Genomic DNA, 23,513 nt, shown 5'->3' with positions numbered 1-23,513 from the left:
CGGCCGCAACCCCCGCGCAACGCGCACCGGCGCCGGATAACGTCGGCACGTTCTCACCCCGATCGAGAGGAGACCGGATGCCCGCGTGGCCCGAACACGTCATCTGGTGGCACGTCTACCCGCTCGGCTTCGTCGGGGCCCCGATCCGCGACGGCGAGGGTCCGGATGCCGAGGTCGCGCACCGCCTGGACCGCCTCGAGCCGTGGCTGGACCACGTCATCGAGCTCGGCTTGAACGGCGTGCTGCTCGGCCCCGTCTTCGCGTCGGAGACCCACGGCTACGACACCGTCGACCATTTCCGCATCGACCCGCGATTGGGCGACGACGAGGACTTCTCGCGGCTGGTGGCCGCGGCGCGGGAGCGCGGCATCCGGATCCTGCTCGACGGCGTCTTCAACCACGTGGGGCGCGAGCACGCGGCGTTCCGCGCGCTGACGGAAGAGGGGCCGAACCTGTTCCGGGGGCGGTGGGTGGGCGACCGGTTCGAGCCGGACGTGTTCGAGGGTCACGACGCCCTCGTCGCGCTCGATCACTCCTCCCCCGCCGTCGTCGAACTCGTGGTGGAGGTCATGTGCCACTGGCTCGACCGCGGGATCGACGGATGGAGGTTGGATGCCGCGTATGCGGTGCCGTCGTCGTTCTGGGCCGAGGTGCTGCCGAGGGTCCGCGAGCGCTTCCCCGACGTGTGGTTCCTCGGCGAGGTGATCCACGGGGACGCGGTGGAGATCGTGCGCGCGTCGAGCATGGACTCCCTCACGCAGTACGAGCTGTGGCAGGGCATCTGGCACGGTCTCAGCGACCGGAACCTCTTCGAACTGAGCCACGCCATCGAGCGACACGACGCGCTGCTCGCGACGTTCGTGCCCCAGACCTTCGTCGGAAACCACGACGTCACCCGCATCGCCTCGGCCGTGGGCGCGGACCTCGTGCCGCACGCTCTCGCGGTGCTGTTCACCGTGGCCGGCACGCCGTCGGTGTATGCCGGCGACGAGTTCGGGTGGACCGGCGTCAAGGAGGACCGACTCGGTGGGGACGACGCGGTGCGACCGGCCTTCCCCGCACACTCCGGCGACGTCGAGCCCGATTCGCGCATCCTGCAGGCCCACCAGGCGCTGATCGCGCTGCGGCGGCGGAAGCCCTGGCTCTGGCGTGCGCACACCGATGTCGTCGAGGTGTCGAACACCGCCGTGGTGCTGCGTACGGCGGTGGGCGATGACGCGGTGGTGGTGGCGTTGAACATCGGCGACGAGCCCGTGTCGCTGCCGGTCGCCGACGGCAGTGTGCTGGTGGCCGGGGAGGGTGCGCCGACGGACGGCCGCATCGCCCTGGGCCCGCGCGGGTGGGCGGTGCTGGAAGCCTGAGCTCGAGCGGCATCCGCCCCTCACCCGCGGCTCAGCGGCTGCCAAGCGGGAGAGGGCCGCTCACGTGCCGGCGCGGAAGCGGTGCTCGGGGCGCCCGGTGGAGCCGTAACGCAGACTCACCTGCACCAGGCCACGCTCCGCCAGCGTCGTCAGATGACGCTGGGCCGTCGCGCGCGAAACGCCGATCCTCGCGGCCACCTCCGACGCCGATGCCTCCTCGGCACCGAGGGCCGCCAGCACCGTCTGCTCGGTCGCCGAGCGGGCGAGCGACGGCCCCTCGCGCTCCCCGCGCATGACGGATGCCGCGCGGTCGATGTCGTCTTGCGACAGCGGACGAGGGCTGGTGAGGAGGTTCCGGTACCGGGCGTACCGGTCGAGCCGCTCCGCCAGGACGCGCGTGTCGAACGGCTTCACGAGATAGGCGAGGGCACCGGCGGTGAAGGCACGGCGGACGGTCGCGGCATCCGTCGCCGCCGACAGCACGAAGGCGTCGATGCCCGCCGAGCGCACGAGCTCCACCCCGTCGCCGTCGGGCAGGTACACATCGGCGAGCAGCAGGTCGGGGCTGTGCACGGCGAGCGCGACACGGGCCTCGCCGACCGTGCGAGCGGGCTCGAGCGCGACGAAGCCGGGGCGGCTCGCGACGGCGTCACGGTGGAGCCCCGCGACGCGGAAGTCGTCGTCGACGACGAGCACACGGATGTCGGTCATTCGGCGTCTCCTGCTCTCGAGGCGTGAATTCCCTCGGCGCGGCGCAGGACCCCTGGCAGGCGCGCGGCCACGACGGCGCCGTGTCCGTCGCCGCCCGGGTCGACGATCCAGACGTCTCCGTCCCGACGCCGCGCGAACTCGCGCGAGAGGGGCAGGCCGATACCGAGACCGTGCACCGCGGCGGGGTCGTCGACGCGGTCGCGAGCGGCGAAGACGACGTCGGCATCGGCGATGCCCGTACCGGTGTCGGACACGGTCAGCACGACGGCATCTCCGTCGCCGAGAACCGCCACCTCGACCTCGCGGGGCTCGGGAGCGGATGCCGTCGCGGTGACGGCGTTGTCGATGAGGTTGCCGAGCACGGCGACCACGTCCTCGACATCGTCGACGGTGCCGCGGAGGAACGTGTCGTCGGAGATGCGCAGCGCCACACCCCGCTCACGGGCCGCGAGCGCCTTCGCCCCCAGGAACGACTGCAGCATCGCGTCGCCGACGAGCTCGATGCCGGGAACTGCCCAGTCGACCGAGCCGCGATCGACGAGGTCGGCGAGGAAAGCCCGGGCCTCGTCGGCGCGGTCGGCGTCGAGAAGGCCCACCGCCGCGTGGAGACGATTGGCGTTCTCGTGCCGCTGCACCCGCAGTGCGTCGCCCATCGCCCGCACGCTGTCGAGCCGCCCCGACAGCGCTGCCACGTCGGTGCGATCGCGCAGTACCGCCACGCGGCCGAGCGTGCGCGAACCCCGACGGACCGGGCGGACGTCGATGAAGACCACGCGATCCCCCACCGGCAGGCCGGTACTCGCACCGGCGCCGGCGAGCGCCGCGGTCACGACGGGCGTGAGAGCGAGGTCGGCGAGGGGTCGACCGACGGCATCCGTGACTCCGAGCAGACGCTCGGCGGCGGCGGTGCACACGCGCACGACCCCCGCGTCGTCGAGTGCGACCACGCCCTCGTCGGCGCTCTCGAGCACGGCGGTCTGGGTCTGTACGAGGGCGGCGAGCTCCTCCGGCTGCACACCGAGCGTGAGCCGCTCGAGACGACGACGCATCAGCAGAGCGACGAGCGCGCCGATGGCGACGGCGAGCAGCACCGCGACGGCGATGCCGCCGATCAGGGTGGGCAGGTCGTCGAAGACGCTCGCCCGCTCGAAACCGACGCTCACCTCGCCCACGGGGGCACCGCCGTCGGGCGGGTAGACGGGGACCTTCGCCCGGGCAGACTCCCCCAGGGTTCCGACCTCCCACGTCACGACCTCCCGGCCCGCGAGCGCGTCGGCGAAGCTCGTGCTGACGACCTGGCCGAGGCGGTCGGGATCAGGATGGGCGAGACGGATGCCGTGATCATCGGTGATCACCACGAACAGGCCCTCCGTGCGCTCGGTGACGTCGGCGGCGTACCGCTGGAGCACGCCGTCGCGCAGGGTCGTGGCATCCGGGGTCCCGGGATCGGCGGAGTACTCCGCGACGAGGTCGCGGACCTGGGGCGACTCCGCGACCGAGCGCGCGATGTTCAGCGCCGACGAGTCGGCTTCGGCCTTGAGCTGCTGCACGCCGAGCCCGGCGAAGACGGCGGTGCACACGGCGACGACGGCGACCTGGGTGGCGACCTGTACGACGAGCATCCGCGTGGCGAACCGCATGGCGCACCTCTCCTTCGAGCGGGATGACCTGTGCGCGAAATGCGCAGAACACACGGTACGCGCATAACCCCGCGCAATGCGAGCAAGCGCGCGCCGGGAGCGGCGGCATCCGTAATGTCACCGCATCGAGAGCGCGAGAGCCGCGCCCGTCCCGACGAAGGAGTCGCGATGACCCCCCTGATCCTTGCGGCCGAAACGGCCGAGTACCCGGTGGCCTACACGCCCGCCGACGGGGTGCTCGTGGCCCTCGGCTTCCTCATGGTGCTGTCGTTCATGGCCCTGATCATGACGCGGCGCATGACACCGATGGTGGCCCTCATCGTCGTCCCGACGATCTTCGGCCTCATCGCGGGCGCGGGCTTCGGCCTGGGCGACATGGTGATCGACGCGATCGGCAAGATGGCGCCGACCGCCGCGCTCCTGCTCTTCGCGATCATGTACTTCGGCATCATGATCGACGTCGGCCTCTTCGACCCGCTCATCCGTGTGATTACGCGCTTCCTCGGCGACGACCCCGCCAAGATCGTGCTGGGCACGGCGATCCTCGCCGGCGCCGTGTCGCTCGACGGCGACGGCTCCACGACCTTCATCATCACCACCTCGGCGATGCTTCCGCTGTACCTGCGCCTGGGCATGAGCCCCGTCGTGCTCACCTGCGTCGCGGGCCTGATGAACGGCACGCTCAACATCGTGCCGTGGGGTGGCCCGACCATCCGCGCCGCGACAGCCCTGGGGCTGCAGCCCACCGACGTGTTCGTGCCGATGATCCCCTCGCTCCTCGCCGGCCTCGTCGTCTCCCTGGCCTTCGCCTGGTTCCTCGGACTGTCCGAGCGCAAGCGTCTGGCCGGCTCGGTCGACACCTCGAAGCTCGGCACCCCCGGCGTGTTCGGTCGCCTCGGCGGCCCGGCCCTCGTGCGTGGCGCTGAGCCCAAGCCCGGCGCCGTCGCGTCGCTGCGCACCGGCAACGTCGTCACGGTCCGTGGTGGTCGGGATGCCGTCGCCGCCCCGCAGCTCGTCGACGTCGTCGACACCGCGATGGCCGACACGATGCTCGACCCCAACCGCGCGACGCTGCGTCCGAAGCTCATCTGGTTCAACCTGGCACTCACGGTCGCGGTGATGGTGTTGCTGGTGATGGACATCTTCCCGCTGGCGTTCGTCTTCATGGTCGGCGCGGCCCTCGCCCTGATCGTGAACTTCCCGAAGCTGCGCGGCCAGGCCGACGAGATCGTCGCCCACGCCCCCAGCATCGTCGGCGTCGTATCGATGGTGCTCGCCGCCGGCGTCCTCGTCGGCGTGCTCAACGGCACCGGCATGGTCACCGCGATGGCCGCCTGGATCACCGAGGTCATCCCGTCGTCGATGGGTCCGTTCCTCGCGGTCATCACCGGTGTGCTGTCGATCCCGTTCACGTTCTTCATGTCGAACGACGCCTTCTACTTCGGCATCCTGCCCGTGCTCGCCGAGAGCGCCGCGAACTACGGCATCGCGCCGGTCGAGATGGCCCGCGCCTCGATCACCGGTCAGCCCGTCCACCTGCAGAGCCCGTTGGTGCCGGCGATCCTCCTGCTCGTCTCGCTCGCCGGCGTCAACCTCGGCGACCACCACAAGAAGGTGCTGTGGCGCGCGACGGTCGTCTCGCTCGTCATGCTCGCCGTCGGTGTGCTGGTGGGGGCTGTGCCGCTGCTGCGCTGAACCCGTCGGAGAAGGGCCCGGATGCCGCGGCATCCGGGCCCTTTCCGTTGTGTACGCGCGAATGATCCCGTGCGGGTACCCGCGCGTTACATGTCCGTGATGCCGAGTCCCTATGCTGACCCGGGGCGATACCCGGGGGGAAGAACACATGAACAGCGATGCCACGAAGACCGAGCCGCCGTCGACGGCGGGTTCGCGCAGGATCGAGGGCCTCGACGGGCTTCGCGGCGTCGCCGCGATGGTGGTCGTCCTTCTGCACTCGCTGCTGCTGTCCGACTCCTTCGTCACCCCGTTCGCCGACCCGAGGCCCACCACGACACCCGGCGAACCGATGTGGTGGCTCACCCACACGCCCCTGCACCTGCCGTGGGAGGGATCGGTCGCCGTCTTCGTGTTCTTCGTGCTCAGCGGCTTCGTCCTGTGCCTCCCCGCCCGTCACACGCGGATGAACTGGCGCGCCTACTACCCGAGCCGGCTCGTGCGCCTCTACATCCCGGTCTGGGCCTCGGTGGGCGTGGCGCTGATCTGGATCTACGCGCTCCCCGACCTCGTCGAGGGGAGCCGGTTCCTGCAGATCCACATGGATCCGGTGCCGCTCGGCATCCTGCGCGACCTCATCCTCATCGTGCCCGCGCAGCCGGGGATGACGAACACCGTGCTGTGGTCGTTGAAGTGGGAGATCATCTTCTCGCTGCTGCTGCCGCTGTTCATCCTGTTCGCCGCGAAGTGGCGCCGCGGCCTCGCCCTAAAGGTCGTCTTCGTGCTGGCGCTGCTGGTCGTCGGTGCGTACGAGGGACCGATCGAGCGCCCCTACGCGCTCGGCGTCCTCTTCCAGCTGCCCATCTTCGCGCTCGGCTGCCTCATCGCCTTCGAGTGGGACCGGCTGACGGCGCTCCGCGACCGGCTGCGAAACCCCACGCCGGTCTTCGCCTGGCTGGGCGTCCTGGTCGTTCTGTTCATCACCAGCTACTGGATGGTGTTCGCACTCCCGCTCAGCGAGGGCGTCCTCGAGCTCGTCGCACCCGCGACCCGGGTGCTGCAGGTGCTCGGGGCCGCGCTCCTCGTCATCCTCGTCATCCTCTCGCCGGGCCTGGGCGCCGCCCTCAGCGTGCGCCCGCTTCGCTGGTTGGGCACGCGGTCGTTCAGCCTCTATCTCGTGCACGAGCCGATGATCGTGGCGTTCGGTCGGTTGCTTCCCGAGTCCATCAACCCCCTGTTCCTCTCGCCCATCGTGATCGTGGTCGCGCTCGGGCTCGCGGAGGTCTTCTTCCGCCTCGTCGAGCGGCCCAGCCACCGCCTCGCGCGACGGGTCGCCCGCCGCTTCGGGTCGCCCAAGACGCCGCGGCCGAAGGTCGCCGAGGTCGAATCGGCCTGATCCGGGCCGTCGCCCCGCGCCCGCGGGTCGATGCGCATCCCGAGGCTCTTCAGAGGGGCCGCGTTTCATCGTGTTGCGCCATACCGCGCCGTTTCCGCCGGGAGCGCCTACCGTCGTAGGTATGAGTTCGCTTGCGCACGGGATCCCCGACAGCACTCCCGCCATCGGCACGTCGGTCTCGGCCGACGACTTCAAGCGCGCGTTCCGCGGTCACCCGGGCGGGATCGCGGTCATCACGGCGTACGGCGAGAACGGCCCCGTGGCCCTCACCGCGTCGTCGGTGTCGTCGGTGAGCGCCGACCCGCCGCTGCTCATCTTCTCGGTGTCGGCGCTGTCGTCGGCGACCCCGACGATCATCGCGGCCGACACGATCGTCGTGCACCTGCTCGACGCCGAGGACATCTCGCTCGCCCGCGCGGGAGCGACCAGCGGCCTCGACCGCTTCGCCGACACCTCGACGTGGTCGCGCCTCGCCACCGGCGAGCCGGTCTATCACGGCGTCCGCGCCTGGTTGCGGTGCAAGGTGGTCAGCCGCATGGATGCCGGAGGCTCCACCGTCATCGCCGCGCAGGCCCTGCAGGTCGACGTCGAACGCGACCTCGAGCCCGGCGAAGCGGGCGCGGCCCTGGTGTACTACAACCGCAGCTGGCACCGTCTCGGCGAGCACTCCCTGCTCGACTGAGCTCGGGCGTAGGCGAGGCGCCGGTCACCGCACTCAGTGGGCGCTCGACTGACCTCGGGCGTGCGCGAGGCGCCGGTCACCGCACTCAGTGGGCGGCGACAGCGCCCCGGCCGGTCAGGCGCGAGATACCCGTCACCACGCCCACGATGATGAGCCCCAGCGCCAGACCGAACACCGCCGAGATCGCCGTGTCGACGATCCACACCACCACCGGTCCCGCCGCCTCGATCGCGTGCGTGATCACGTGCACGAGGTCGTACGGGCCGGACCACAGCGTCTCGGCGAGGTTCTGAATGACCAGGTGACCTCCCACCCACAGCATGGCCACTGTTCCGACGATGCTGATGACGCGGAAGACCGCGGGCATGGATGCCACGATGCGCACGCCGAAGCGGCGGGTGCCCCGCGACGGGCTCTTCATCAGACGGAGACCCATGTCGTCGAGCTTCACCAGCAGGGCCACCGCACCGTAGACGACCACGGTCATGGCGAGGCCGATGACGAGCAGTGCGCCCAGCGTCATCCAGATCCCGAAGTCGGGGTCGAGGCTGGAGAGTGCGATCAGCATGATCTCGGTGCTGAGGATGAGGTCGGTGCGCACGGCGCCGAGCACGAGCTTCTTCTCGTCGCGCGGTTCGTCGGCATCGGCCGCACTGTGGTGCACCCCGAACCACTCCAGCACCTTCTCGGCGCCCTCGAAGCAGAGGAAGCCGCCGCCGATGATCAACAGGTACGGCAGCACCCACGGGGCGAAGGCCGTCAGCAGCAGCGCGATCGGGATGATGATGACGAACTTGTTGATGATGCTGCCGAGGGCGATCTTCCACACCACCGGCAACTCGCGCGCGGGCGTCAGACCCTGCACGTACTGCGGGGTGACGGCGGCATCGTCGATGACCACACCCGCCGTCTTGGCGCTGGCCTTCATGGCGGCGCTGAGGATGTCATCGACGACGGCGAGCAGACCGACCGACATGTGCGCTTCTCCCGGGGGTGAGGGATGCGGCGCGTACACGCCGCGGGACAACGCTAGTGGGTCCCCGACCGGGCGGAGGCGGGTGGGAGTCGCGGCGAGGGGAGGAGGTCCGGCTACCGGAGGAAGGATCCCGGCCCATTCGTCCTCCGCCGCGCGGATCTCCTCCGCTCATCGGCCCCTGTCCCGCGCCCGGACGGATGGCTAGGGTGAATCCACGCATCGACCCCGGCGAAGGGATGCCATGTCGTTCATCACCCGCGGCTTCGGAGGCCGGCGCCGTGAGCGCGATCCGCGACTCCCTCCGGGGCAGAGCCTCGTGGGCGATTGGCCGGTGCTCTCGGCCGGCCCCACCCCCACGGTCGCCTCCGACACGTGGGAGTTCGCCATCGGCACGGAGAACGGCGTGCACCGGTGGGATCGCGCGCAGCTGGAGGCCCTCGGCGCGGAGGACATCACCGTCGACATCCATTGCGTCACGCACTGGACGAAGCTCGACATGCCGTGGCGCGGGGTGTCGCTGGACCGCATCTTCGCGCAGGTCGAGACGGCGCACCGCTTCGCGATGGTGCACTCCTTCGGGGGATACACCACCAATCTGGCCCTCGACGATCTGCTCGGCGGCAAGAGCTGGATCGCGTTCGAGGCCGACGGCGAACCACTCAGCCCCGAGCACGGCGGCCCCGCCCGCCTCCTCGTGCCGCATCTCTACTTCTGGAAGAGCGCCAAGTGGGTGCAGGGACTCATCACCATGCCCACCGACAAGCCCGGGTTCTGGGAGCAGAACGGCTACCACCCGCGCGGCGACCCGTGGCGCGAGGAGCGGTACGGGTGAGCCGCCGCGCGGCATCCTGGCACGTCGCGTCGGTCGTGAGCGTGCGCGCCGAGACCGCAACGGCTCGGCGGATCGAACTCGACGTGCCGACCTGGCCGGGCAACGACGCGGGGTCCCACCTCGACGTCCGCCTCACCGCGCCCGACGGCTACCAGGCCAGCCGCCCCTACTCGGTGGCTTCGTCGGGTGAGGGAACGCGCGTCGTGCTCGCCGTCGACGAGGTGCCCGACGGCGAGGTCTCGCCCTTCCTCGTGCACGACCTGCGCGAGGGCGACCGTCTCGAGGTGCATGGCCCCCTCGGGGCGTTCTTCGTCTGGACGCCCTCGAACGACCCCGCTCCCGTGCAGCTCATCGCGGGCGGTTCGGGAGTCGTGCCGCTGTATGCGATGGCGGCTGCGCACGCCGCGAGCGATGATCCGGCCCCGTTCCGACTGCTGTATTCGGTGCGCTCCCCCGGCGACGTGTTCTTCGGCGACGAGTTGCGAGCCGTCGCCGAGCGCGATCACCGCCTTCGCGTCGACCTTGTCTACACCCGCGCCGCCCCGCCGGAGTCGGCCACCGCCCCCGGCCGACTGACCGCGGAGAGGCTGCGCGCCGCTGTCATCCCCGCCGACCTCCAGCCCCGGGTGTTCGTGTGCGGACCGACCCCGTTCGTCGAAGCCGTATCGCGTTGGCTGCTCGAGGCGGGGCACGCCGCGGCGCGCGTCCGCACGGAGAGGTTCGGAGGCTCCTGATGGCTCTGCTCGACGGCAACGCCCTGGCCGGACGACTCGACGACCTCCTCGGATGGGATGCCACGGCTTCCGAGGTCCGCTGCACGCAGTGCGGTCTGAACGATCTGCTCGCAACGGCCGCGGTCTACGCCTCGGCGATGGGGAGCGTCGTGCGATGCCGTGCCTGCGACGCGGTCCTGCTCACCGTCGTCGACGCCCCCGACGGTCGTTCCTGGCTCGGGATGCCGGGGCTCACCGCCGTCGAGCTGCGCCGGCGCTGACGGTCGCACCACGCCGGTGCAGATCGCGCCGCAGCGCCGCAGCCGACGATTGTCCCGGTTCGTCGTGACGGGACCGCGTCCGCACGAGAAAAGCCCCGGCGAACCGGGGCTTTTTCACGGCGGAGACGGAGGGATTTGAACCCTCGGTCCCCGTGAGGGGACTCCACCTTAGCAGGGTGGTGCACTAGGCCGAACTATGCGACGTCTCCAGGTGATCGATGCCTTACGGCTCGAACACACCGGTCCATACTAACCGGTCGTCACCCGACATCCGAACCATGATCCGGATGCCGGGTGACGCGAGCGCGGATCACTCGCGGACGTTGCCGTTGGAGCAGGTCGCCTGCGCCGCCGTCTGACCGGCGATGCCCTCGGGGAGGACGATCGCGTCGGGGGTCGGAGCCGCGGTGGGCGAGGCGCCGTCGGTCGGGGCGGGGGCCGCGGTGTCGACCGGGGCGGGCGACTCCGCAGGAGCCGGGGCGGCGTTCGCGTCGACCACGACGCCGTCGCCGTCGCTGAGGTTGCCCGACAATTCGAGGGGCTGGTTCGCGGCGAGCGCGGCCCACAGCGTGTCGGCGTCGTCGTAGTCGGGGACGACGCGGTTGGCGTCGGACGGGTCGGTATAGGTCGGGTACTGGATGAAGACGATGTCGTCGAACGGCACGTCCTTCACCGCCGAGGCGATCTGCACCAGCGTCAGCGGGTTCGTCAGAGACGTCGAAGGGTCGACGTTGCGTAGGGCTGTCGAGGCGAGCTTGTAGAGCGTCGCGGGGTTCGACAGCACCTCCTGGCTCTTCAGCTTGTTCGCCAGGCGCGACATGTACTGCTGCTGGTTCGAGATGCGCCCCAGGTCACCGCCGTCGCCGACGCCGTGGCGGGTGCGGAGGAACTGCAGGGCGTCGAGGCCCTTCACCTGGCGCATGCCGGCGGGCCAGTCGATGCCGGTGTAGGGGTCTTGGATGCCGTTGGCGATGCAGACGTCGACGCCGCCGATGGCATCCGTGATGTTGATGACGCCGCCGAAGCTCACCTTCGCGGCGAAGGGGATCTCGAGGCCGCTGAGCTCCGAGACGGTCGCGGCGACGCACGACAGACCGCCGTAAAGGTAGGCGCTGTTGATCTGCTGCTTGCTCATCGCCGAGTTCACGTTGCCGTCCTGGTCGGTGCAGGACGGGATCGGGACCATGAGGTCGCGCGGGAACGAGATCACCGTCACGCGGCGGGGGGTGTCGGAGATGTGCACGAGCATGTTGACGTCGTTGAGATTGCCCTCGGCGTCGTCGCCCGTGCAGCGATCGCCGAAGAGCTGGGCGAAGTCGGGCTCGCACTCGTCGGTGCCGACGAGCAGCAGGTTGACGCCGCCCTTCAGCTCACCGAGGTCGGGCGGCACGGCGGGCTGGCCCTTCAGGTCGACGGCGTCGGCGGTGAAGCTGCGGGTGAGGTCGACAGCGGCGTACGCGAACACCGCGCCACCCGAGACGAGGAGCACGGCGAGCACGATGGCGAGTCCGCGGAACAGCTGGGCGAACGGCCCCGGCGACGACAGTCGCCCGTGGCGGGCGGCGGTGCGCTGCCCGCGCGGTGTGGTCGTCTTGCTCACTCGGGTCCTTTCGAGACGGATGCCACCGGCCCGGCAGCACGTCGACCCCGGCGCGACAGCCGAAGATCGCAGTAATACTAGGGACGCTCGGCTGTGAATGGCGTGAAGACCGGGCATTTCACCCGCGGATGCCGGCGCCGCGGGCCCACTCCGTTCGACTCCCGCTCAACCGGTGATAACGACGAAAGCGGACCCCTGCGGGGCCCGCTTTCGTCGTTGCGGAGGGTGTGGGATTCGAACCCACGGGACATTGCTGCCCACTGGTTTTCAAGACCAGGTCCATCGGCCGCTCGGACAACCCTCCCGGACGCCCCGAGTCTACCGAGGCGCGAGCCGGGGGTTGCCCGCTACGGCGGAGATGTAGCCCCCTCCGGTCCGGCCAGAGCGTCGCCCGGCGGCTCAAGCAGGAGATCGTCGGCGGTCAGCACGAGGTCGTAGGCGTACATGAGTTGCGCGACATTTCACCGACGTGTCGGACGGAGGATGCCCCGCATCCGGCCGTCCAGCCCCGAACCGCTCGGCATCCGACGGGATAACGTCGGCGGAATGGCCACACCGACGCGCAGCTCCCTGGCAGCCTTCTTCCTTCGTCTGGGCAGACAGGTGTGGGTGCGGGCGGCGTCGTTCACCCTCATCGCCGTCGTCGTCGCCCTCGCGGCCAACTACCTCGGGCCCCTCCTGCCGTTCGAGTTCGGGATCGATCTCGCTCAGAACTCCGTGGGCTCGCTGCTGCAGATCATCGCCACGGCGATGCTCACGGTCAGCACCTTCTCGGTGACGGCGATGGTCACCGCCTTCTCGTCCGCCACGACCACCGCCACCCCCCGCTCGACTCCCCTGCTCATCGCCGACCCCACATCGCAGAACGCCGTCTCGACCTTCATCGGGGCGTTCACCTTCTCGCTCGTCGGCATCGTCGCGCTCTCTACCGGGTACTACGAGCCGCGGGGGCGCACCATCTTGTTCGTCGCGACCCTCGTGGTCATCGCCCTCGTGGTCTTGACCCTGCTCAGATGGATCTCGCACCTGTCGACGTTCGGCCGAATGGCCGATGTCATCGATCGCGTCGAGAAGGCCGCCACCACCTCGCTCGAGCTGCACGCGGGGTCGCCGACTCTCGGAGCACGACCGGCCGTCACCGAGCCCGCGGATGCCACCGTGGTCCACGCGGAGGAGGTCGGGTACGTCACGCACATCGACGTCGCCGGCCTCGACCGCCTCGCGAAGCAGCACGAGATCGAGGTGCACGTGCGGGCGACCCCCGGGCGCATCGCCGATGCCCGCGTACCTCTCGCCTTCGTCGCCGGAGACGTCGACGATGCCGTGCGCGCCGGCATCCGCCGCGCCTTCCGCATCGAGCACCACCGCACGTACGAGCAGGATCCGCGCTTCGGCGTCATCGCCCTCACCGAGATCGGCAGCCGTGCTCTGTCTGCCGCCACGAACGACCCCGGGACGGCGATCGAGGTGATGGCCGCCCTGCAGCGGGTCTTCACCCGCGGGCTGACCACCCAGGCCTCCGCCGGAATCGACTACGACCGGGTGTTCGTTCGCGCACCGGCTCTCGCTGATCTGGTCGACGACGCCTTCCGCCCTCTGGCGCGCGACGGCGCGGCCGACGTGGAGGTGCAGGTGAGACTGCAGAAGTGCCTCGCCTCACTCGCGGCGACGGACCCCGCTCGCGCCGGAGTGTTCCAGGATGCCGCGCGCGCGGCGTACGAGCGCAGTCGCCGCGAGCTCGACCGGGCGGACGGGCGTACGCTGCGCGCGGCGGTGCGCGAGGCGTGGGGGCGCTGACGAGGACTCCCGTCGACGTTCATCGACGCGTTCACCGGCCATGGGCGACCGGTCATGTCGTCCACGTATCCTCGGGCCGTGATCTCGGAAACGACGACCGGCGCGCACGTGTGGCGCCAGGGGGACGCGGCCGGGACGGAGGCCGCCTTCCCACGCGCTCAGGGACCGACGCGCACGCCGCAGGTCAGAGCGACCGGAGCGCCGCGGCCACTCCGCCCTCGGTGACCGACAGCCCCACTTCCCCGGCCGCGGCGTGCACCTCGGGCGGCCCCTGGTGCATCGCGATGGCGCGGCCGCCGTTTCGTACGGCCCACTGCATCATCTCGATGTCGTTGCGGCCGTCGCCCATCACGAGCACCCGCTCGGGCATGATGTCGAGCCACGCGCGCACGCGCTCGAGCGCGGTCGACTTGTCGACGCCCTGCGGGGCGATGTCGAGCCACGCCGTCCAGCCGATCGCGTACGACACCTGGCTGAGGCCGATGCGCTCGACGAGCTGCAGAAAATCCTGGTCGGTCTGCTCGGGAGCGACCACCACGACGCGGCAGACCGGCTGATCCGACAGACGCTCGAACGGCACCCTGTTGGCGCCCACGAGGTTCCAGTCGTCGAGATAGTCGGTGAACAGACGCGTGCCGTCGGGCAGCTCGACGAGGAAATGTGCGCCACCGAGGTGCTCGCCCAGCAGCGCCAGCACTTCGGTGGGGTCGAAGGTCTCGACGTGCGTGCGTTCGTACGTCGCCGCGTCGTCGTCACCCACCCGGCGCATCACGACCGCCCCGTTCGAGCACACCGCGTACTCGGGACGGATGCCGAGGCGATCCATGATCGTGTGGGTGCTGTCCCAGCTGCGGCCCGTCGCCAGCATGACCTCGTGCCCGGCCTCGGCGGCGTCTTTCACGGCGTCGACGACCCCGGGGCTGAGGGTGTCGTCTTCGAGCAGCACGGTGCCGTCGATGTCGAGCGCGATCAACATGCGCCCGGCGGGCGCGTCGTCGGCGAGGGAAGCGACGACGTCGGCCGCCTCCTGCTTCGGCGCGCTCTCGACGGCGCCGGTGTCGGGGAGAGCGGCCTCGTCGGTCACGCGATCGGCTCCATGACCTCGAGTCCACCCAGGTAGGGTCGCAGCACCTCGGGCACCGTGACCGATCCGTCGGCCCGCTGGTGGGTCTCGAGCAGGGCCACGATCCACCGGGTGGTCGCGAGCGTGCCGTTCAAGGTCGCGACGGGTTGGGTCTTGCCCCCACCCTCGGGCCGGAATCGGGTCTCGAGACGACGCGCCTGATAGGTCGTGCAGTTCGACGTGCTCGTGAGCTCACGGAAGGCGTCTTGCGTGGGCACCCACGCCTCGATGTCGAACTTGCGCGCGGCGCTGGAGCCCAGGTCACCGGCGGCGACGTCGATCACGCGATAGGCGAGACCGAGGTCTTGCAGCATGGCTTCTTGCATCGCGACCAGACGGTCGTGCTCGGCCTCGGCGTCGGCCGGGTCGATGTAGACGAACATCTCGAGCTTGTTGAACTGGTGCACCCGGATGATGCCGCGGGTGTCTTTGCCGTACGAGCCGGCCTCACTGCGGTAGCAGGTGGACCAGCCGGCGTAACGCTTCGGTCCCCGCTCGAAGTCGAGGATCTCGTCCATGTGGTAGCCGGCGAGCGGGACCTCGCTCGTGCCCACGAGGTAGAGGTCTTCCTTCGGCAGGTGGTACACCTCGTCGGCGTGCTGGCCGAGGAAGCCGGTGCCGCGCATGACCTCGGGACGAACGAGCGTCGGGGGGATCATCGGGGTGAACCCGGCCTGCAGCGCGCGGTCGAGCGCGAGGGTCATCAGCGCGAGTTCGAGGCGTGCGCCGATGCCGGTGAGGAAGTAGAAGCGGCTGCCCGACACCTTGGTGCCGCGCTCCATGTCGATCGCGCCGAGTTTCTCGCCGAGGGCGAGGTGGTCGAGGGGTTCGAAGTCGTACGCGGGGATCTCGCCGTGGGTGCGGAGGGTGACGAAGTTCTCTTCGCCGCCCGCGGGCACGCCCTCGATGACGATGTTCTCGATCTTCGCGAGCGCCGCATCCGCGGCGGCTTCGGCCTCGCCGACGGTGTGCTGCGCCGACTTGACCTGCTCGCTCAGCTGCTTCGCCTCGGCCACGAGGGCGGCCTTCTCATCTTTCGGCGCCTGCGCGACCCGCTTGCCGTGCGCGTTCTGCGCGGCTCGGAGCTCTTCGAAGGCGGTGATGGCGGCGCGGCGGTCGCGGTCGGCGGCGAGGGCGTCGTCCACCGAATCCGGCGACTCGCCGCGGGCGATCTGGGAGCGCTTCACGAGCTCGGGATCTTCACGCAGCAGAGTCAGGTCGATCACGCGTCCATCCTAGGGTCGGCATCCGACATCGCTTCGTCGCGCGGAGCCGCCACCCATCGGGCGCAGCCGCGGAACGACGGCTCCGTCCGCGCGGCGCATGTCGCTCCGGCATCCCCCCGTCAAGCCCGCCCGCTCGGCCGGTCGTGCCGTGGGCGCCGGTCCTATGGTGGATGCCATGGCCGCCCCTGACGAGCCGCGTGACGACGCGGAGTCCCCCGAATCCATCCCCGCCGACGCTCCCGCCGAGGTGAAGGCGGATGCCGCTGCAGCCGGGGGTTCGGACGAGCACTTCCACGCCGCCCGCCTCAGTGACGACGTCGACGACCACCCTCGCACCGACGCCCCCGATCCGAAGGAGGCGGCCGAGCCCGACGACGTCATCCGTCAGCCCGAGGACGTCGCCCCCGATTCGTCGGAGGAGCTCCCCGGCAAGACGCAGCGGGTCGACGCCGAGGGCGATGACGCGCCCATGGACGCCGAGAAGGCGCAGAAGAAGCGCGCGGCGCTCGTCTACAACCCCACCAAGGTCGAGCCCGAAACGCTGCGAGCGCGCGTCGCCGAACTGGCCGCCGAGGCCGGCTGGGCCGAGCCCCTCTACTACGAGACCACCGTCGACGACCTCGGCGACGACGCCACTCGCGCCGCCCTCGACGAGAAGGTGGATGCCGTGCTCGTGGCGGGTGGTGACGGCACGGTCCGCGCCGTGGCTGAAGCGCTCACCTCGACCGGCGTGCCCCTGACCATCGTGCCGAGTGGCACGGGCAACCTGCTCGCGCGAAACCTCAACCTTCCGCTCGACGACAGCGACACGATGATCCGCGCGACCTTCGACGGCTTCGTGCAGGAGACCGACGCCGGCATCGCCCGCATCCGTCGCTCGAACGGCGAGGTCGAGGAGCACGGCTTCGTCGTGATGGCCGGCATGGGCCTCGACGCCGCGATGATCCAGAACACCCGCCCCGAGCTGAAGAAGCAGGTGGGCTGGGTGGCGTACGTCGACGGCGCGGCCCGGTCCCTCGTCGGCGCGAAGCCGTTCCGGGTGATGTACCAGCTGAACGGTCACCGCCTGCACTCGGCGAAGGTGCACAGCGTGCTCTTCGCCAACTGCGGAGCCCTGCAGGGCGGCGTGGCGCTGATCCCCGACGCCTCCATCATCGACGGCCGCCTCGACGTGGCCGTCCTGCAGCCGACCGGCGTGTGGGGTTGGCTGGGCGTCTGGCGGAAAATCGTGTGGGACAACTCCGTGCTGCGGAAGTTCCGCGCGGGCCGCCGTGTGCTCGAGCGTCGCAAGGACTCCTCGGTGCGGTACCTGCGCGGCACGGGCATCGAGCTCGCCACCGCCCCCGCACAACCGATCGAACTGGACGGCGACGAGTTCGGCGAGGCGACGCGCATCTACACGCGCATCGTCGCCGGAGGGCTCGCCGTGGCGCTGCCGAAGGGGCACGACGTCTCGACGCTCTGACGCTGCTGGGCGCGGGCTGCCGGCATCCGGCATCCGGCGTCCGGCGTCCGGCGTCCGGCGTCCGGCGTCCGGCGTCCGGCGTCCGGCGTCCGGCGAGATCACACGATCCGCGCGGGCGGTACGGCGACGTGGCGACGTGGGCCGTGTCAAGCCTGAGGACGCGGATGCCGCGGTGGATAGCGTCGAAGGATGCCATCGCCCTCCCTCGTGTGGTTCCGCGACGACCTCCGCCTCACCGACAACCCGGCCCTGCGCGCAGCGCTGGACCGCGATGAACCGATCGTCGCGCTGTACGTGCTCGACGAGGAGTCCGACGGCGTCCGCCTCATCGGCGGGGCAGCGCGGTGGTGGTTGCACGGGTCTCTGGCATCCCTCGCCGAACGCCTCGAGGAACGGGGCTCGACGCTCGTGCTGCGGCGAGGCAAGGCGGCGGAGGTGGTGCCGGCCGTGGCCGCCGAGGTCCATGCCGGCGCCGTGTTCTGGAACCGGCGTTACGGCGGGGTCGAGCGCGAGATCGACGCGGGCATCAAGGAGAAGCTGCGGAACGACGGCGTGACGGTCGCGTCCTTCGCCGCCAACCTGCTCTACGAGCCCTGGACCGTGCGGACGCAGGCCGACAAGCCGTACGGGGTCTACAGCCCCTTCGCCCGTGCGGTGCAGAAGCATCCCGCGCCGCGTCCGCCGATGCCGGAGGCGCGAAAGGTCCCCGGTTTCGACGGTCGCGTCGACGGCGATGACCTCGGCGCGTGGGACCTGCTGCCGACGAAGCCCGACTGGGCCGGAGGCCTGCGCGAGACGTGGGAGCCGGGTGAACCCGCGGCCAAAGCACGCCTGAAGGAGTTCCTCGACGAGGATCTCGGCGACTACTCGACGTACCGTGACGAATTCGCCGGCGGCGCGACCTCGAACCTCTCCCCGCGGTTGCGATGGGGCGAGCTCAGCCCGTACCAGGTCTGGCACGACACCATCGAGCACCGCGGTTCGGGCGAGCACGCGAAGAGCGCGGGCGGGTTCCTCTCCGAGCTCGTCTGGCGGGAGTTCGCGTGGCACGTGACCTATCACTCGCCCGACATCGCGACCGTGAACTGGCGACGGAACTTCGACGCGTTTCCGTGGCCGAAGGTCAACCGTGCGCACCTCGAGACCTGGCAGCAGGGCAAGACCGGTGTGGCCGTGGTGGATGCCGGGATGCGCCAGCTCTGGCACACCGGGGTCATGCACAACCGGGTGCGCATGGTCACGGCATCTTTCCTGATCAAGAACCTGCTCATCGACTGGCGCCACGGCGAGCAGTGGTTCTGGGATTGCCTGGTGGATGCGGATGCCGCGAGCAACCCGTTCAACTGGCAGTGGGTCGCGGGGTCCGGCGCGGACGCCGCCCCGTACTTCCGCGTGTTCAACCCGGAGACGCAGCGCAAGAAGTTCGACTCTCACGATCGGTACGTGCGCGAGTGGGCACCCGAGTACCTCGGCGAGAACCCGCCGGAGCCGATGGTCGACCTCGGCGAGACGCGCAAGCGCGCGCTCGACGCCTACGCGCAGGTGCGTCACGGCGGCTGACGTCCCCACCCGTACGCCGCAGCGGGCGCGCCGGACGGGGCGTCGCACCGGGGGGGGGGATCGGGGTGCCGGGCGCGCGTCCGGGCATCCGGACACGCGAAAGGGGCGCCACCTCGCGGTGACGCCCCTCGCGGAACGGATGTCAGTTGACGCGGTTCTCTTCGACCGCGTCGTCGTCGTCTTCGCCCGGGATGAAGACATCGACCACGGTCACGTTGATCTCGGCGACCTTCATGCCCACGAGCTCGGTGATGGCCTGGTGCACGGCCGCGCGCACGTTCGACGCCACGCGCTGGAGCTGCTCGGGGTAGTCGACCTGGATCGAGATGTCGGCGGCGACCTCGGTCTCGCCGACCTCGACGCTCACGCCCTGCGCGTGGTCCTTCGCACCCACAGCCTGACGGATGTTGCCGATCACGCGGGCAGCGCCGCCACCGAGGGCGTGGACGCCGGGAACCTCGGCCGCGGCGATACCGGCGACCTTTGCAACGACGGCGTCGACGATGACGGTCGAGCCGCCGTCCTTCGTGGCGGTGGTGGGGGTGGCGGTGGTGGTGTTCTCAGCCATGTTCGCTTCCTTCCGTCGTACCGGGACCGTGTGTCCCGCGATGTCATAGGTAAGACGCGAGCACGGCGCGGTTCGTCACGGTTTTTTCCTGGGAGAAGCCTGGGCGTCTCCCGCTCATCGAGGTGACCCCGGGATCGCATCGTGCGTACGCCCCAGCGGGGGGCGAGCCGTTCGCCATGCCTGGGCGGGTGGGAGGCGAGGATCACTCGGAATACCGCCCGCTGCCCCGGCGTTGCCGACGACGTGAACGACGCGATCCCCACCCTCTCCGTTCTCGACCTCGTGCCCGTGCGCCACGGGCAGACCAGCGCGCAGGCGGTGAGCGCAGCTCTCGACCTCGTCGAGCGCGCCGACCGGCTCGGATACCGCCGCTACTGGTTCGCCGAGCACCACAACATGCCCGCCGTGGCATCCACCTCTCCCCCGGTCCTCATCGCCGCGGCCGCCGCGCGCACGAACCGCATCCGTGTGGGGTCGGGAGGCGTCATGCTGCCGAACCACTCGCCGCTGATCGTCGCAGAGCAGTTCGCCGCCCTCGAGGCCCTCGCGCCCGGGCGCATCGACCTCGGCATCGGCCGCGCGCCCGGCAGCGATCCCGTCATCACGCAGCTGCTCAACCGTTCGGGCACCACCAGCGACGTCTCGCGCTTCCCTGACCACGTCACCGACATCATGGCGCTCACCTCGCCGGAGGGTGCGACGGTTCGCTTCACCTCCGGCACCGAGTACCAGGTGCGGGCGACGCCCGCGGCTACCGGCATGCCGCAGGTCTGGCTTCTCGGTTCCAGCGATTACTCGGCGCAGCTCGCCGCCGGCTTCGGGCTGCCGTACGTCTTCGCGAACCACTTCTCCGGCGAAGGGCTCGACCACGCGCTGCGGCTGTACCGCGATCAGTTCGTGCCGAACGAGTCGGGAGAGGGGCCGCGTACGTTCGTCACCGCCAACGTCGTCGCCGCGCCCACCGCCGAGGAGGCCGAGGAACGCGCGCTGCCGCAGCTGCGCATGATGGCGCGGCTGCGCACGAATCGTCCGCTCGTGCCGCTCGAGACGGTCGAGCAGGCACAGGCCGACCCGTTCGACGCGATGGCCGAGTCGATCATGGCCTCCACACGGCAGAAGTGGTTCGTGGGCTCCGGCGCGGACGTGCAGGGGCAGCTGGCCGCCTTCGCGGCGCAGCACGGCGTCGACGAGATCATGGTGTCGCCGGTGGCAGGGGCGTACGACGGCGAGGGGTCGGAGGGTCGGGTGCAGACGCTCGAGCTCATCGCGGCACAGGCGGCCGTCGCCGCCTGACGCGCTCGGTCCGCCGGGGATCGCCCGGCGACCGCGGGCGGAACCGGGTCGGGCCCGGCGCCGGTCGACGCGCCCGCGCGGTCAGCCTCCGGCTCGTCGCTCGTCCGGTCGACCTCCGCGCGGTTCAGGCCTCGGGCTCGCCGCTCAGCAGGCCGCGGAGCCAGTCGCGCGCCTCGACGAACACGTCGTCGCTGTAGCGCTGCGGGTAGCGCACGATCGCGCGGTCGGCGCGGGCGTAGGAGCCGAGGAAGATCACCTTCGGGCTGAAGCGGCGAAGGCCCAGCAGCGCGTCGGCCATGCGCTCGTCGAGCACGTGACCATCGGCGTCGATGACGAAGCGGTACCGGCCGAGGGCGTCACCGATGGGGCGGGATGCCAGCAGGCTCAGGTTGATGCCGCGGGTGGCGAACTGCTCGAGCAGCTCCAGCAGGGCGCCCGGGTGGTCTTCGGGCAGTTCGACGATGAGCGAGGTCTTGTCGGCCCCGGTCGGGGGCGCGGGCGCGACCGTACGGCTGACGAGCACGAAGCGCGTCACCGCGTTGGGGTTGTCGCCGATGTTCTCGGCCAGGACGGTGAGGTCGTGATGGGCGACGATGCCGGGGGCGGCGATCGCGGCATCCGCAGCGCTCGTGCCGTCGAGCACGCCCAGGGCGCTGGCGACGTTGCTCTCGGCGGGCAGATGAGCGTGGGCCGGGACGTTCTCGCTCAGCCAGCCGAGACACTGCCCGTAGGCGACGGGGTGCGCGGCGATCAGCGACACGTCCTGCAGAGCGGCGCCGGGGCGGCCCACCAGCACGAAGTTCACCGGCACGAGATACTCGCCGACGATGCGCAGACCCGGAACCGTGGCCAAGGCGTCCTGCGCCGTCGAGACGCCGCCGTCGACGGAGTTCTCGATCGCGATCATCGCGGCATCCGACCGCCCCTCGACGACGTCGGCGAGCGCCTCGCCGACGTTTCGCACGGGCCGCCAGATCTGGTCTCGGGCCTCGGGCACCTGGGCGAGAGCGGCCTCGGTGAAGGTTCCCGCCGGCCCCAGATAACTGTAGGTACGGCGGGTGGGCGAGTGTTCCGTGTCGGGCAGCACCGGCTCAGCCTAGTGCGCCGGGACCGTGACGCCGCCGCCTGCCCGGCGATGTCGGCGGAGCGCCTAGAACGCCTGCTCGATCCACGCGTCTCCCGAGACGCGCGCGCCGAGGAAGGTGCCCGTCGGTTCGGCGGTGCCCTCGTAGATCGGGGCGCCGCTGGCGGAGAACTCCTGATCCTGAAGTCGCGTCGACACCAGGATGTCGGCGTCGAACGACGGGATCTCCACACGGAACTGTTGCGCGTAGCTGTTGCCCGTCGAGGGGCTCGTCCACAGTTCGCCGACCGGGGTGATCGTGCTGGCGACGTAGTAGATGTCGCCATCGGGTTCCTGAATCGTCGCGAAGGCATCGACCGAGACGTCGATCTCGGGTTTGTATCCCTCGCCGATCATTCCAGCGGTCGACAGGGTGTAGCCGTTGTCGAGCTGGATGTCCTGCAGAAGCCACCGCACCCGGGTGTCCGCCGAGTTGCCGCCGAAGAATCCGTACTCGTGGTCCATCCAGGTCGTGCCGGTCACCGTGAAGGTCTCGCCCCCGAATCGGACGGTGCCGGACGCCTTCAACCGCGTGAGCGAGAAGTAGTAGTTGTCCTTCTGCAGGCTCTGGCGCTTCGCGCTCGGTTCCACGCCCGTTCCGAAGACGAACATCGGTCGTCCCTGCTGCGACAGCGTGAGGTCGAACTCGACCTCGTCCAGCGTCTTGGCATCTTGAAGGACGGCCGCCACCGAGATGTCCCGGGTGGGGTCCGCCTGCGGTGCCGTCATCATGACGGAATGGCGCACGGCAACGGCGGTCGCTCCCGAGCCGCCGCCGCCGACGAGCGTCACGGTCGGTGTCGTCGTGTATCCCGAACCCGGTTTGAGCAGAATGATCTGCGTCACTCCGCCCACGTCGTCGAGGATGGCGATGGCGGAGGCCCCGGTGCCATCGCCCTCGAAGTGGACGGACGGCGCCTCGGTGTAGCCGGAGCCCGTGTCGGTGACGCTGAACCCGCCGACGAGCCATTCCGGATCGCCGAGCCGTGCGTACCACTGCTTCGACGGGTCGCCCTCTGCCCAGGTGTCGACATCGAACACCCCGAACGGCTTGGGTCCGTAGACCTGCGTGCGCTCGTAGTGGCGACCTCCCTGCACGTCGCTGAGCGAGATCTGCGACATCCCGAAGTGCTGGCCGTCGAAGGACGCAGCATTGATGTCGAAACCGAACACGCGGTCGCCGGCACGGAGGGTCCCGATGTGCCACCACCACTCGGTCGGCGCACCGGCATGCCGGTACATGTCCTTCGGCAGGCTCAGCACGACGTCCCGCTCGGGGACCGGAGCCGGTTTGGTCGTCCCCCTCCACAGCGGGTTGTCCGGAACAGGGACCGACGGCGCGGTCACGGCGCTGGGCTTCTTCTTCACGATCGCCGCGATCGCCGCCACGACAAGTCCGATCCCGACCAGGCGGGTCCCCCACGACGCACGTCTCATGGTCGGAGTGTAGTGACGGCGGGTGTCGCGCGGGGTGGCTTTCTCGTGCGGCGCC

Annotated in this window: 20 protein-coding genes and 2 tRNA genes; 11 read left to right on the top strand and 11 right to left on the bottom strand. The window is 70.3% G+C overall.

The features are described 5' to 3' along the window. Nucleotides 1-77: 77 nt before the first annotated feature. Entirely contained in the window at nucleotides 78-1,361 is a 1,284-nt protein-coding gene (locus tag FHS07_RS15680; protein ID WP_183420853.1) for an alpha-amylase family glycosyl hydrolase, read from the top strand. Between the two features lie 60 nt (nucleotides 1,362-1,421). Here FHS07_RS15680 and FHS07_RS15675 read toward each other — a convergent pair whose 3' ends face one another. Then, complete coding sequence (locus FHS07_RS15675; protein WP_183420852.1) at nucleotides 1,422-2,072, bottom strand: response regulator; 651 nt, start codon at nucleotides 2,070-2,072, stop codon at nucleotides 1,422-1,424. Then, a complete protein-coding gene (locus tag FHS07_RS15670; RefSeq protein WP_183420851.1) occupies nucleotides 2,069-3,712 on the bottom strand; it encodes a sensor histidine kinase in 1,644 nt (547 codons plus the stop codon). The genes FHS07_RS15675 and FHS07_RS15670 overlap by 4 nt, the downstream gene beginning before the upstream one ends. Nucleotides 3,713-3,880: 168 nt before the next feature. Between FHS07_RS15670 and FHS07_RS15665 the strand changes: the two genes are divergently transcribed. The 3 genes from FHS07_RS15665 to FHS07_RS15655 all read left to right on the top strand — a co-directional run bounded on the left by FHS07_RS15665 (nucleotide 3,881) and on the right by FHS07_RS15655 (nucleotide 7,464). Further along, complete coding sequence (locus tag FHS07_RS15665) at nucleotides 3,881-5,407, top strand: CitMHS family transporter (RefSeq protein ID WP_183420850.1); 1,527 nt, start codon at nucleotides 3,881-3,883, stop codon at nucleotides 5,405-5,407. 148 nt (nucleotides 5,408-5,555) lie between these two features. Next, nucleotides 5,556-6,782: an acyltransferase family protein gene (locus FHS07_RS15660; RefSeq protein WP_183420849.1), complete on the top strand. Its 1,227-nt coding sequence runs from the start codon at nucleotides 5,556-5,558 to the stop codon at nucleotides 6,780-6,782. Between the two features lie 121 nt (nucleotides 6,783-6,903). Next, nucleotides 6,904-7,464 (top strand): flavin reductase family protein, encoded by a 561-nt coding sequence (locus FHS07_RS15655; RefSeq protein ID WP_183420848.1) that lies wholly within the window; start codon nucleotides 6,904-6,906, stop codon nucleotides 7,462-7,464. Nucleotides 7,465-7,549: 85 nt separating this feature from the next. Here the strand turns inward: FHS07_RS15655 and FHS07_RS15650 are convergent, their stop codons facing one another. Next, entirely contained in the window at nucleotides 7,550-8,440 is an 891-nt protein-coding gene (locus FHS07_RS15650; protein ID WP_183420847.1) for a DUF808 domain-containing protein, read from the bottom strand. A gap of 241 nt (nucleotides 8,441-8,681) precedes the next feature. On the opposite strand from FHS07_RS15650, the gene FHS07_RS15645 reads away from it, so the two are divergent. The 3 genes from FHS07_RS15645 to FHS07_RS15635 are packed head-to-tail and all read left to right on the top strand — an operon-like array spanning nucleotide 8,682 to nucleotide 10,266. Then, nucleotides 8,682-9,272 carry a molybdopterin-dependent oxidoreductase gene (locus FHS07_RS15645; protein WP_183420846.1) on the top strand — a complete coding sequence of 197 codons (591 nt, stop codon included), beginning with the start codon at nucleotides 8,682-8,684 and terminating at the stop codon, nucleotides 9,270-9,272. Then, on the top strand, nucleotides 9,269-10,006 hold the full coding sequence (locus FHS07_RS15640) for an FAD-binding oxidoreductase (protein ID WP_183420845.1): 738 nt from the start codon (nucleotides 9,269-9,271) through the stop codon (nucleotides 10,004-10,006). The genes FHS07_RS15645 and FHS07_RS15640 overlap by 4 nt, the downstream gene beginning before the upstream one ends. After that, the gene (locus tag FHS07_RS15635; protein WP_246383702.1) at nucleotides 10,006-10,266 is read left to right on the top strand and encodes a DUF6510 family protein; all 261 of its coding nucleotides are present in this window, start codon (nucleotides 10,006-10,008) and stop codon (nucleotides 10,264-10,266) included. The genes FHS07_RS15640 and FHS07_RS15635 overlap by 1 nt, the downstream gene beginning before the upstream one ends. A gap of 120 nt (nucleotides 10,267-10,386) precedes the next feature. Here the strand turns inward: FHS07_RS15635 and FHS07_RS15630 are convergent. The 3 genes from FHS07_RS15630 to FHS07_RS15620 form a co-directional block, all read right to left on the bottom strand. Further along, nucleotides 10,387-10,475 (bottom strand) — tRNA-Ser (locus FHS07_RS15630). A gap of 101 nt (nucleotides 10,476-10,576) precedes the next feature. Beyond that, nucleotides 10,577-11,866, bottom strand: coding sequence for an LCP family glycopolymer transferase (locus FHS07_RS15625; protein WP_183420844.1), 1,290 nt, complete (start codon nucleotides 11,864-11,866; stop codon nucleotides 10,577-10,579). A 219-nt stretch (nucleotides 11,867-12,085) separates the two neighbouring features. After that, nucleotides 12,086-12,170, bottom strand: a tRNA-Ser gene (locus tag FHS07_RS15620). 242 nt (nucleotides 12,171-12,412) lie between these two features. Here FHS07_RS15620 and FHS07_RS15615 point away from each other — a divergent pair. Then, nucleotides 12,413-13,663: a DUF2254 domain-containing protein gene (locus FHS07_RS15615; RefSeq protein WP_183420843.1), complete on the top strand. Its 1,251-nt coding sequence runs from the start codon at nucleotides 12,413-12,415 to the stop codon at nucleotides 13,661-13,663. Nucleotides 13,664-13,847: 184 nt separating this feature from the next. Here the strand turns inward: FHS07_RS15615 and FHS07_RS15610 are convergent, their stop codons facing one another. Continuing rightward, complete coding sequence (locus FHS07_RS15610) at nucleotides 13,848-14,747, bottom strand: HAD hydrolase family protein (protein WP_183420842.1); 900 nt, start codon at nucleotides 14,745-14,747, stop codon at nucleotides 13,848-13,850. Then, the gene (serS, locus tag FHS07_RS15605; RefSeq protein WP_183420841.1) at nucleotides 14,744-16,012 is read right to left on the bottom strand and encodes a serine--tRNA ligase; all 1,269 of its coding nucleotides are present in this window, start codon (nucleotides 16,010-16,012) and stop codon (nucleotides 14,744-14,746) included. The genes FHS07_RS15610 and serS overlap by 4 nt, the downstream gene beginning before the upstream one ends. A gap of 175 nt (nucleotides 16,013-16,187) precedes the next feature. On the opposite strand from serS, the gene FHS07_RS15600 reads away from it, so the two are divergent. Both FHS07_RS15600 and FHS07_RS15595 read left to right on the top strand, forming a co-directional pair. Next, complete coding sequence (locus FHS07_RS15600) at nucleotides 16,188-17,477, top strand: diacylglycerol kinase family protein (protein ID WP_183420840.1); 1,290 nt, start codon at nucleotides 16,188-16,190, stop codon at nucleotides 17,475-17,477. A 189-nt stretch (nucleotides 17,478-17,666) separates the two neighbouring features. Beyond that, nucleotides 17,667-19,037, top strand: coding sequence for a cryptochrome/photolyase family protein (locus tag FHS07_RS15595; protein WP_183420839.1), 1,371 nt, complete (start codon nucleotides 17,667-17,669; stop codon nucleotides 19,035-19,037). A 142-nt stretch (nucleotides 19,038-19,179) separates the two neighbouring features. Here the strand turns inward: FHS07_RS15595 and FHS07_RS15590 are convergent, their stop codons facing one another. Further along, nucleotides 19,180-19,605: an Asp23/Gls24 family envelope stress response protein gene (locus FHS07_RS15590; RefSeq protein ID WP_183420838.1), complete on the bottom strand. Its 426-nt coding sequence runs from the start codon at nucleotides 19,603-19,605 to the stop codon at nucleotides 19,180-19,182. A 243-nt stretch (nucleotides 19,606-19,848) separates the two neighbouring features. Here FHS07_RS15590 and FHS07_RS15585 point away from each other — a divergent pair, with 243 nt between their 5' ends. Then, nucleotides 19,849-20,898 carry an MsnO8 family LLM class oxidoreductase gene (locus tag FHS07_RS15585; protein ID WP_183420837.1) on the top strand — a complete coding sequence of 350 codons (1,050 nt, stop codon included), beginning with the start codon at nucleotides 19,849-19,851 and terminating at the stop codon, nucleotides 20,896-20,898. A gap of 124 nt (nucleotides 20,899-21,022) precedes the next feature. Here the strand turns inward: FHS07_RS15585 and pheA are convergent, their stop codons facing one another. Both pheA and FHS07_RS15575 read right to left on the bottom strand, forming a co-directional pair. Further along, nucleotides 21,023-21,985, bottom strand: coding sequence for a prephenate dehydratase (gene pheA, locus FHS07_RS15580; protein ID WP_183420836.1), 963 nt, complete (start codon nucleotides 21,983-21,985; stop codon nucleotides 21,023-21,025). A gap of 63 nt (nucleotides 21,986-22,048) precedes the next feature. Then, a complete protein-coding gene (locus FHS07_RS15575; protein ID WP_183420835.1) occupies nucleotides 22,049-23,458 on the bottom strand; it encodes a lipocalin-like domain-containing protein in 1,410 nt (469 codons plus the stop codon). Nucleotides 23,459-23,513 lie beyond the last annotated feature (55 nt).

The sequence above is a fragment of the Microbacterium proteolyticum genome (assembly GCF_014192415.1).
Taxonomy (GTDB): domain Bacteria; phylum Actinomycetota; class Actinomycetes; order Actinomycetales; family Microbacteriaceae; genus Microbacterium; species Microbacterium proteolyticum.
This window is presented reverse-complemented; position numbering and strand designations above follow the sequence as displayed.